Consider the following 8,763-nt stretch of genomic DNA (forward strand, 5'->3'; position numbering starts at 1 on the left):
CCCCTGCTCCCCGGGGGCGGACCCCCCCCGCGCCGGGGGGGGGGGGGTGGGGGGCGGCGGCTGCTTTGGCGCCCCTGTAGAGGCGAGCTTGCTCGACTGCCTCTGAAAAGCAGTCGAGCAAGCTCGACTCTACGAAACAGCGGTCGGCCGGCGTTGTTCGTGCCGTGCCGTACCCGCTCAGCCGCCGCCTTCGGTCGGCAACGGTGCGGGCACGTTCAACAACCCCCCATCGGCCACGTAGGCGGCCAGCGCCTGGCCCTGGCTCAGCAGGTGGCGTTCCATCGTGCGTTCGGCCGCCTGCGCGTCACGGCGGCGGAAGCAGTCCATCAGCTCGCGGTGCTCGGCCAGCGACTGCGCCGTGCGGCCCGGTGCCAGCAGCTGGCGGCCGCGGTGCATCTTCAGGATGCGGTGCAGGTCGTGGGTGATGCGGATCAGCCACGGGTTGCCGGCGTAGTGCTGCACGGTTTCGTGGATCAGGTAGTTGTTGCGGTAGTACTCGGCGATGTTGCCGTTGGCGGCGGCCGCCTCCATGGCTGCGTGCAGGTCTTCCAGCTGCTGCACGCCGGCATCGTCGATGTGCCTGACCGCTTCATGCGCGCAGCGGCCTTCCAGCATCGCCATCACCGGGAACAGCTGGTTGAGGTCTTCCAGCGTGAGCCGGGTGACCCGCGCGCCGCGGCCAGCATCGATCTGCACCAGCCCTTCGGCAGCCAGCAGCTTCAGCGCCTCGCGCAACGGCGTGCGGCTGATGCCCAGTTCCTCGCACAGTGCCGGCTCGTCGATCCATTCGCCCGGCGGCAGCCGGTAGTCGTAGATGCGCTCGCGCACATGCTCGGCCACCTCTTCGTACAGAGGTGCGCGCTTCTTCGGTGAACGCGGAGCGGGAGCAATGGCCATGGTGGAAAGTGTACTGCCTCCCTGCGTGGAACCTGTAACGGGGTGGGGAAATACGGCTTGGTAGAGTCGACCGTTGGTCGACTGCCCTTCGCATGGATCCCGAAGATCCCGCGCTGCGCGCGATAGTCGACCAACGGTCGACTCTACCCCCCCGATTCGAAGGGCGCCGGAATCCTCCGGCGCCCCTGCAAAATCACATCCAGCCCGGCACCACGAACACCAGCCAGGCCAGCAGCGGGCCGAACGCGACTACCAGGCCGCTGTAGACCAGGAAGCGGCGGAACAGCGTCTCGCGCTCTTCCTTCGCTGCCGAGGCCACCACCAGTGCGCCGTTGGTCGAGAACGGGCTGACGTCGACGATGGTGGACGACACCGCCAGCGCGCAGATCACGCCGGCGGCACCCAGGTGGCCCTGCATCAGGAACGGCACCGCCAGCGGAATGGTCGCGCCCAGCACGGCGGCGGACGAGGCGAATGCGGACACGATACCGCCGACGTAGCAGACCAGCAGCGCCCCCAGCAGGGGAATGCCGATGCTGGACACACCATGGCCGATGAAATCCACCGCGCCGGCATGTTCGAGCACGCCGATGTAGGTCACCACGCCGCAGATCAGCAGCACGGTCGACCAGCTGATGCCATCGACCGCACCCTTCTGGCTCTGCGGCGAGAGCAGGGCCAGCGCCACCGCGACGGTGATCGAGACCAGGCCGACGTTGAGGTTGTAGATCAGTGCGGCCACGCCCAGGCCGAGCAGGCCGATCAGGGTGAACAGACGCTCGCGGGTGAAGCCCACCGCATCCAGTGCGGCCGGATCGTTCGACAGCGTGCCGCCACCGGCGGCCACCAGTGCGCCGTGACCCTCGATGGCGAACTGCCGCGACGACGCCTGCGGGCCACCGGCCATTGCCAGCTCGGCGTTGCCCACGCCACCGGTGGCGGTGATCGACCCGCGACGCATCAGTGCGATGCCACCGAAGGCCAGGAAGCAGATGATGGCCATCATGAAGTTGAAGCCAAGGCTGGTCAGGAAGACCGCCATCTCGGTCACTTCCAGGCCCGCCTTCTGCACCACGCCATTGGTGATGCTGCCGTACACGCTGATGGGTGAGAAGCCACCGGCCTGCGCACCATGGATCACCAGCAGGCCCATCATCAGCGGGTTGATGTTGTACTGCTTGGCGAAGCGCAGCGCGACCGGGCCGATGATGGCCACGGCGGCCGGGCCCAGCGCGCCGAAGGCGGTCAGCACGGCGGTGATGACGAACATCACCCACGGGATGGCCACGATGTGGCCGCGCACGGCTTTCACCGCCCAGTGCACCAGCAGGTCGATGGTGCCGTTCTTCTGCGCGATGGCGAACAGGTAGGTGATGCCGACCAGGGTCAGGAACAGGTCGCCCGGGAAGCCGGCGAGCACTTCCTTGCCCCCCATGCCGACCCAGACGCCGCCGACGATGAAGGCCAGGGCGAAGGCCACCGCACCCATGTTGATGGGCATCGCGGTAGCGACGATGAACATGATCACCAGGCCGATGATCGTTGCGATTTGTGGACTCATGCGCCCTCCCAGACACGTGACTCGCGTACAGCTCGGATGGAGACCCGCCATCCCGGGGTAAGGCGTCGTACAACGTGATGCGTGATACGTACTGCTCGAACCCGTTACTGCAGCCGCTCCAGCGCGCTGCGGACCCATGCCGCGGCGCCGTCCAGGCTCTGGAACTCTTCCACCGCGCGCACCTCGCAGCACGGGTAGGACGGCGCGACCATGCGCGCCAATGCGTTGCCCGGGCCCAGCTGCAGGAACACCCGCGCGCCGCGCTCGAAGGCCTGGCGCATCACCTGCGCCCACTCGATGGTCTGTGCCAGCTGCGCCGACAGCGTGTGCACCGCTGCCGCGCGATCACGCACCGGGCGCGCATCGATGCCGGCCAGCAGCGGCAGGCGCGGCGCCTGCAGCGGGGAAGCGTCCAGCGCGGCCGCAAACGGTGCGACGGCGGCCTGCAGCAGCGGGGTATGTGCAGGCACGTGCACCGGCAGCGGGCGAACCTCTGCACCCAGTGTGCGTGCTGCATCGGCCAGCGCCTGCAGTGACGCCTGCGTGCCGCCGACGATGAAATGATCCTGCCCGTTGGCAATGGCCACATGGGCGCCGTGTGCATCGCACAGTGGCTGCAGGGTGTGGCGCTGCAGCCCCAGCACTGCCTGCATGCCCGCATCGGCGGGGCTGGCGGCATCCATCAGCCGCGCGCGCTGTGCGGCCAGGGCCAGGCAGGTTGCGGTGTCGACGCTGCCGGCAACCGCATGTGCGGCCAGTTCACCGATGCTGTAACCCGCCACGACCACCGGCGCCGGCAGGCCGTCGCGCAGCACCTGCCAGTGCGCCAGCGTGGCCGCGCACAGCAGCGGTTGCGCCAGCGCATTGTCGAAGCGCGCGTCATCGGCAGCGGCGGCGAAGACATCACGATCAAGTACAGCGCCCGCGGCGTGCAGGACATCGCGGGCCGCAGGCAGCTCGCGCACGCGGTCGAACATCGCCGCATGCTGCGCACCCTGGCCGGGGCAGAGCAGGGCCAGGCTCATGCGCCCTCCTGCTGCAGCAGGAACCAGGCGCAGGCCAGCAGGTCGGCGCTGCCACCGGGGCTCAGGCGACGGGCCACGAAGCCCTCGCCGAGGGCATGCAGGCGTGCCTGCCAGCCGGGTGTGAAGGCACCGCCGCCTGCGAGGAAGCTGCGTGCCTGCTGCTGGGCCCAGGCCAGCCCGTCAGCGCCGCCACGGTGCAGCAGGTTCAGGTCATCCACCTGCGCAACCAGCTGCATCAGGGTCTGGCACAGGGCCGCGTCGCGCGGCAGGCCGCTGTGCAGGGCATGGCGCAGGGTCGGTACAGCCAGGTCGCGCAGCACGGGGTAACCGGCGGCGGCCTGTTCGCGCACGCCCGGCACGCCATGGTGCAGGCGCGCGCGCTGGCCGGGGCTGGACGCATCCAGCGGCGCAGCGGCGAAGTCATCGGCCCAGTGCTGCACGGCCAGGCAGACCTGCGCGGCGGGCGCGGCGTGGCCCTGCTGGCGGCGGCAGCGTGCGGCGGCGGCCACCAGCAGGCCCAGGCTGAAGATGGCACCGCGATGGGTGTTGATGCCGCCGGTGGCGCGCAGCATCGCGTGCTCGGCGGCAAGGCCGTGCGCGCGCAGGGCAGCGAACGGCGCATCGTCGGCACCGGCGCTGGCAATTGCGGTGAAGTAGTGGCGCAGCGCGAACAGGCTGCGCAGGAACGTGCCGGCGTCCATGTCGTCATGGCTGCCGCTGTCGAACGGGGTCACCAGGCCCGGCTTCGGCGCGCAGGCCAGTTCGGCATGCAGGCTGGCGATGGCCAGTCGGCCCAGGCGCGCGCTGTCGACGCGGCGCGCGATGTGCGGGTTGGCATGCGCGAGGGTGTTCATGCGGCCACTCCGGTGGCGACGAACAGGCGTTCGCGGGCTTCCAGCGCGGCGCCTTCCAGGCGCTTCACCAGCACCTGGCGGCTGCCACCAGCGTATTCGCGCCAGTTCACCGCGCCGCCATCGCCCAGGCACAGTTCGCCATCCACGCGACGGCCGTACTCGCGTTCCCACTCCTGCAGGCGCGCGACCACCGCGTCGGCCTGCGCGGCGGCATCCACCTGCCACAGCAGGTCGATATCCGAAGCGGCATGCACGTAGGGCAGGCCACTGAGATGCTGCCAGGCGAAGGCACCAAACACGCGTGCAGGCGCAATGTGCGCCAATTCGTGCAGCGCCAGTTGCCAGTCATGGGCAACTCCGGTGGCGAGGATCGCTTCCAGCGTCGGCGGCGGCTGCTGGCGCAGTACATCGTGCAGCGGTACGCGCAGGGCGATGCGCTGCTTGCCTTCGCTCGGCGGCAGCGGCACGCCCAGGCGAAGGCGCGGGTCGGGATCATCCACGGCGCGCCGCGCCACCATCGCTGGCAGCCCCTGCGCAAACCACGCCGCCAGGCGCGGTTCGTGCGCGGCCATGTCCGCCCGCCAGTCGGCATTGGCCGACAGCCAGGCCAGCGTGTGGCGGGCGGGCCGGTCAGGCATCGCCGCGGGCCACCGCAGTGCAGACTTCGGCTGCCAGCGCACGGCCGCCGCGCTCTGCGCCGCGTGCGGCACGCAGGTCGCCGTCGCTGGGTGTGCGCAGTGCCTGCAGCAGGTGCTGGGCCAGGTCGCCGTCCCACAGCGAATCGACCGCGCCCATCGACACGTAGTTGGCCACGCCCGGTGCGAACACCGGCGAACTCTGGCTGAGTGCCTGCAGCTTCTCCAGCGGTTGCTTGGTCACCCGCGCCATCGCGCGCAGGTCCATCACCCGCACCTGCGCGTCGGGCAGGGCGTGGATGTGGTCGGCCATCAGCCCGAAGGACAGGAAACCACCGCTCACCGATTCACCGTAGACCAGGGTGACCAGGCGCGCGCCACGTCGGCGAGCCAGGTCGAGGGTCTGCGCAAGATGGGCGAAGTAGCCGTTGATGCCCAGCAGTTCATCGCGGCGGGCCAGGCGCTGGCCAGCGGTGTCGGCCAGCATCACGATCGGGCGCTGCGGATGCGCAGCGGTGCTGGCCAGCACGGTGTCGGCCAGGGCCAGGGCATGGTCCACGCCGACCTCGATGCGGTCGGTGGTGCCGATCACCGTCACCTCGCCATCCTCGGTGGTGGCCGTGCCGGTCAGCACCGAATCCCGCACGTCGATACGGTGCCCGCGCGGGAACAAGGCATCGAGCAGGGTCTGCAGCGGGGCGTTCATGGCAGGCTCCGGTCGGCGGTGGCGGCGAGGAAGGCGTCGGTATCCAGCAGCGGCAGGCGCTCGGGTTCGGCGATGCCCTGGCGTGCCCAGATCTCCAGTCCATCGCGGCAATCGTCCCAGGCCTGCACGCGTGCCTTCAGTGCGGCATGGCGGGCCTGCAGGGCATCCAGTGCGGTGTCGGTGTTGCCGCTGGCGGCGTCGGCCTGCAGTGCATCAGCGGCGGCACGTGCAAACGCTTCGATGGCGTCGGGCACCAGCACCTGCGCCTGGTCGATCAGGTAGCGGTGCTTGCCGCCGGTCACGCGCCACACCAGGGCGCGGTCGCGCGAGTCGAATTCTTCCACGCCGCGCACGGTCTCGATCACTTCCGGCCCGGACAGCGACAGCCGGCCTTCCTCGGACATGATGACGGTGGTGCAGCAGCGGGCGACGATGCCCATGCCGCCAAACGCACCATTGCCGCTGCCGATCAGGGCGACCACCGGCACGCCAGCGGCGCGTGCGCCCAGCGTGGCGCGCATGATTTCGGAAATGGCGATCAGCCCCGCATTGGCCTCGTGCAGGCGCACGCCGCCGGTGTCGAGCAGCAGCAGTACGCCGTCAGGGCGTGTTTCCGCCGCGCGGCGCAGCAGGCCGGTCAGCTTGGCGCCGTGGACCTCGCCAACGCCACCGCCCATGAATTCACCCTGCTGCGCGGCCAGCAGCACGCGCCGGCCCTGCAGCGTGGCTTCGCCGACGACGATGCCATCGTCGAATGCGGCCGGCTGGTCGAGCTGGGCCAGGTGCGGGCTCATCATCCGTCGCGCCGGGCCGAGGAACTCGCGGAACGAACCGGCATCGACCAGCCCGGCAATGCGTTCGCGTGCATCGGCTTCGTAATAGCTGTGGCGTTGTACGTGGCTCATGGCGTGCCTCCGGCCAGCAGGGTTTCCACGGCCTGGTCCAGGCGCAGGCTGACCACGGCCGGGGTCGCGCCGGCATCGTTGATCGATATGCGCACGTCGCGCAGCGGATGGCGTTGCGCGAAATCGGCGATGACCGCCTGCCAGATGGTGCCGAAGCCCTGCGCGGCGGTGATGATCCGCACCGTCATCGCACCGTCCTGCGCGGCGGGCTCCAGCAGGATTTCCAGGTTGCCCGAGGCGAGCACGCCCGCCAGCACCGCATCGCGCGGGAACTGCACCGGGGTACGGCCGTCGAATCGATAGTCGAGGGTTTCCATGCTCTGTCCCTTACCAGTTGCGGAAGCGCTTGGGCGGGTCGTACAGACCGCCGGACCAGCGCACCAGGTCCTTCACCGAACGCGCAGCCAGCAGGTCGCGGCTGGCATCGCGCGGCGAGATGCCGAGATCTTCGGGGCGGCGGATCACGCCGCGGTCGCGCAGGTTTTCCACCATCGCGCGGTCGCGCCCGAGGCCCACGGCGGTGTAACCGGACACGCCACGGATCGCCTGTTCGCGCTCCTCCGGCGTGCGGCACAGCAGCAGGTTGGCGATGCCTTCCTCGGTCAGCACGTGGCTGACGTCGTCGCCGTAGATCATCACCGGCGGCAGCGGCATGTCCGCGCGCTCGGCCAGTTCCCAGGCATCCAGTCGTTCAACGAAGGCCGGTGCCATGTGCTCGCGGAAGGTTTCCACCATCTGCACGACCAGCTTGCGCCCGCGCGGCATTTCACCCGGTCGCGCGGCCTGCTGCCCGGCCTTGATCCAGGCATCGCTGGCGTGGCGTCGGCCGCGTGCATCGGAGCCCATGTTGGGCGCGCCACCGAAGCCGGCGATGCGGTCGCGGGTGGCGGTGGAACTGTTGCCCTGCAGGTCGATCTGCAGGGTGGAGCCGATGAACATGTCGCAGGCATACAGGCCGGCGGTCTGCGAGAACGCCCGGTTGGAGCGCATCGACCCGTCGGCACCGGTGAAGAACACATCGCCACGGGCGGCGATGTACTTCTCCATGCCCAGCTCCGAACCGAACGAATGCACGGATTTGACGAAGCCCGATTCGATCGCCGGGATCAGCGCCGGGTGCGGGTTCAACGCCCAGTGCTGGCAGATTTTTCCCTTCAACCCCAGCGATTCTGCGTAGGTGGGCAGCAGCAGTTCGATGGCCGCGGTGTCGAAGCCGATGCCATGGTTGAGGCGGTTGACGCCGTACTCGGCGTAGATGCCCTTGATGGCCATCATCGCCATCAGTACCTGGATCTCGGAGATCTGCGCCGGGTCACGGGTGAACAGCGGCTCGATGTGGTTCGGGCGCGGCGCCTGCACCACGAAGTTGACCCAGTCAGCGGGGATATCGACGCGGGGGAGGGTGTCGACGATTTCGTTGACCTGGGCGATGACGATGCCGCCGCCAAAGGCAGTGGCTTCGACGATCACCGGGGTGTCTTCGGTGTTCGGGCCGGTGTAGAGGTTGCCGTGGCGGTCGGCAGCCTGTGCGGCGACCAGCGCCACGCGCGGAGTGAGATCGATGAAGTAGCGGCCGAACAGTTCCAGGTAGGTGTGGATGGCGCCGATCTGGATGCGCCCTTCGGCCACCAGGTTGGCCAGCCGCACCGACTGCGGACCGGAGAAGGAGAAATCCAGCTTGGAGGCGATGCCGCGCTCGAACACGTCCAGGTGCGAGGGCAGCGACAGCACCGACTGCACCATGTGCAGGTCGTGCACCCGTGCCGGGTCCAGGTCGGCCAGGGCCTGGGCAAGGAAATCGGCCTGCTTCTGGTTGTTGCCCTCCAGGCAGACCTTGTCGCCCGGTTCGAGGAGGGCGTGCAGCAGTTCGGCCACATCCGCGGCGGCGACCTCGCGGCCCCTGGCCCATGGCGCGGCGCGTTCCAGGCGGGCCTGGCGGCTGCGTTCCAACGTGTCCCAGCTCGGGTTCATCGACCGGCTTCCGATTGGTGTTGTGATAATTACGGCATAATTATGGCGGGGTGTGCAACCCGCAGCGCAGCAAAAAGAAGGGCCCGCGCGCAGGCGGGCCCATTCAGGGTTGAGAGGTATGCCGACCAACGGTCGGCACCCACCGGGATTGCGCAGTAGATCCACGCCATGCGTGGATGGGGGCCCGGTGTGGGGTCAGAGCCCTTTCC

General features: G+C 69.3%; 9 protein-coding genes. All 9 read right to left on the minus strand.

The window, feature by feature from the left end; translation table 11 throughout:
- Positions 1-177: 177 nt before the first annotated feature.
- A complete protein-coding gene (locus QMZ26_RS20850; RefSeq protein WP_079221020.1) occupies positions 178-897 on the minus strand; it encodes a GntR family transcriptional regulator in 720 nt (239 codons plus the stop codon).
- Between the two features lie 193 nt (positions 898-1,090).
- Positions 1,091-2,458, minus strand: coding sequence for an SLC13 family permease (locus QMZ26_RS20855; protein WP_283222545.1), 1,368 nt, complete (start codon positions 2,456-2,458; stop codon positions 1,091-1,093).
- Positions 2,459-2,562: 104 nt separating this feature from the next.
- The gene (mdcH, locus tag QMZ26_RS20860) at positions 2,563-3,483 is read right to left on the minus strand and encodes a malonate decarboxylase subunit epsilon (RefSeq protein WP_283222546.1); all 921 of its coding nucleotides are present in this window, start codon (positions 3,481-3,483) and stop codon (positions 2,563-2,565) included.
- The gene (mdcB, locus tag QMZ26_RS20865) at positions 3,480-4,337 is read right to left on the minus strand and encodes a triphosphoribosyl-dephospho-CoA synthase MdcB (protein WP_283222547.1); all 858 of its coding nucleotides are present in this window, start codon (positions 4,335-4,337) and stop codon (positions 3,480-3,482) included. Before mdcB ends, mdcH begins: the two co-directional genes overlap by 4 nt.
- Positions 4,334-4,975, minus strand: coding sequence for a malonate decarboxylase holo-[acyl-carrier-protein] synthase (gene mdcG / locus QMZ26_RS20870; protein WP_283222548.1), 642 nt, complete (start codon positions 4,973-4,975; stop codon positions 4,334-4,336). The genes mdcB and mdcG overlap by 4 nt, the downstream gene beginning before the upstream one ends.
- Positions 4,968-5,678: a biotin-independent malonate decarboxylase subunit gamma gene (mdcE, locus tag QMZ26_RS20875; protein WP_283222549.1), complete on the minus strand. Its 711-nt coding sequence runs from the start codon at positions 5,676-5,678 to the stop codon at positions 4,968-4,970. Before mdcE ends, mdcG begins: the two co-directional genes overlap by 8 nt.
- Positions 5,675-6,583 carry a biotin-independent malonate decarboxylase subunit beta gene (locus QMZ26_RS20880; RefSeq protein ID WP_283222550.1) on the minus strand — a complete coding sequence of 303 codons (909 nt, stop codon included), beginning with the start codon at positions 6,581-6,583 and terminating at the stop codon, positions 5,675-5,677. The genes mdcE and QMZ26_RS20880 overlap by 4 nt, the downstream gene beginning before the upstream one ends.
- A complete protein-coding gene (mdcC, locus tag QMZ26_RS20885) occupies positions 6,580-6,900 on the minus strand; it encodes a malonate decarboxylase acyl carrier protein (protein WP_283222551.1) in 321 nt (106 codons plus the stop codon). Before mdcC ends, QMZ26_RS20880 begins: the two co-directional genes overlap by 4 nt.
- 10 nt (positions 6,901-6,910) lie before the next feature.
- Positions 6,911-8,554 carry a malonate decarboxylase subunit alpha gene (gene mdcA, locus QMZ26_RS20890; protein WP_200732864.1) on the minus strand — a complete coding sequence of 548 codons (1,644 nt, stop codon included), beginning with the start codon at positions 8,552-8,554 and terminating at the stop codon, positions 6,911-6,913.
- Positions 8,555-8,763 lie beyond the last annotated feature (209 nt).

Origin of the sequence: Stenotrophomonas sp. PFBMAA-4, assembly GCF_030053215.1 — a bacterium.
GTDB lineage: Bacteria > Pseudomonadota > Gammaproteobacteria > Xanthomonadales > Xanthomonadaceae > Stenotrophomonas.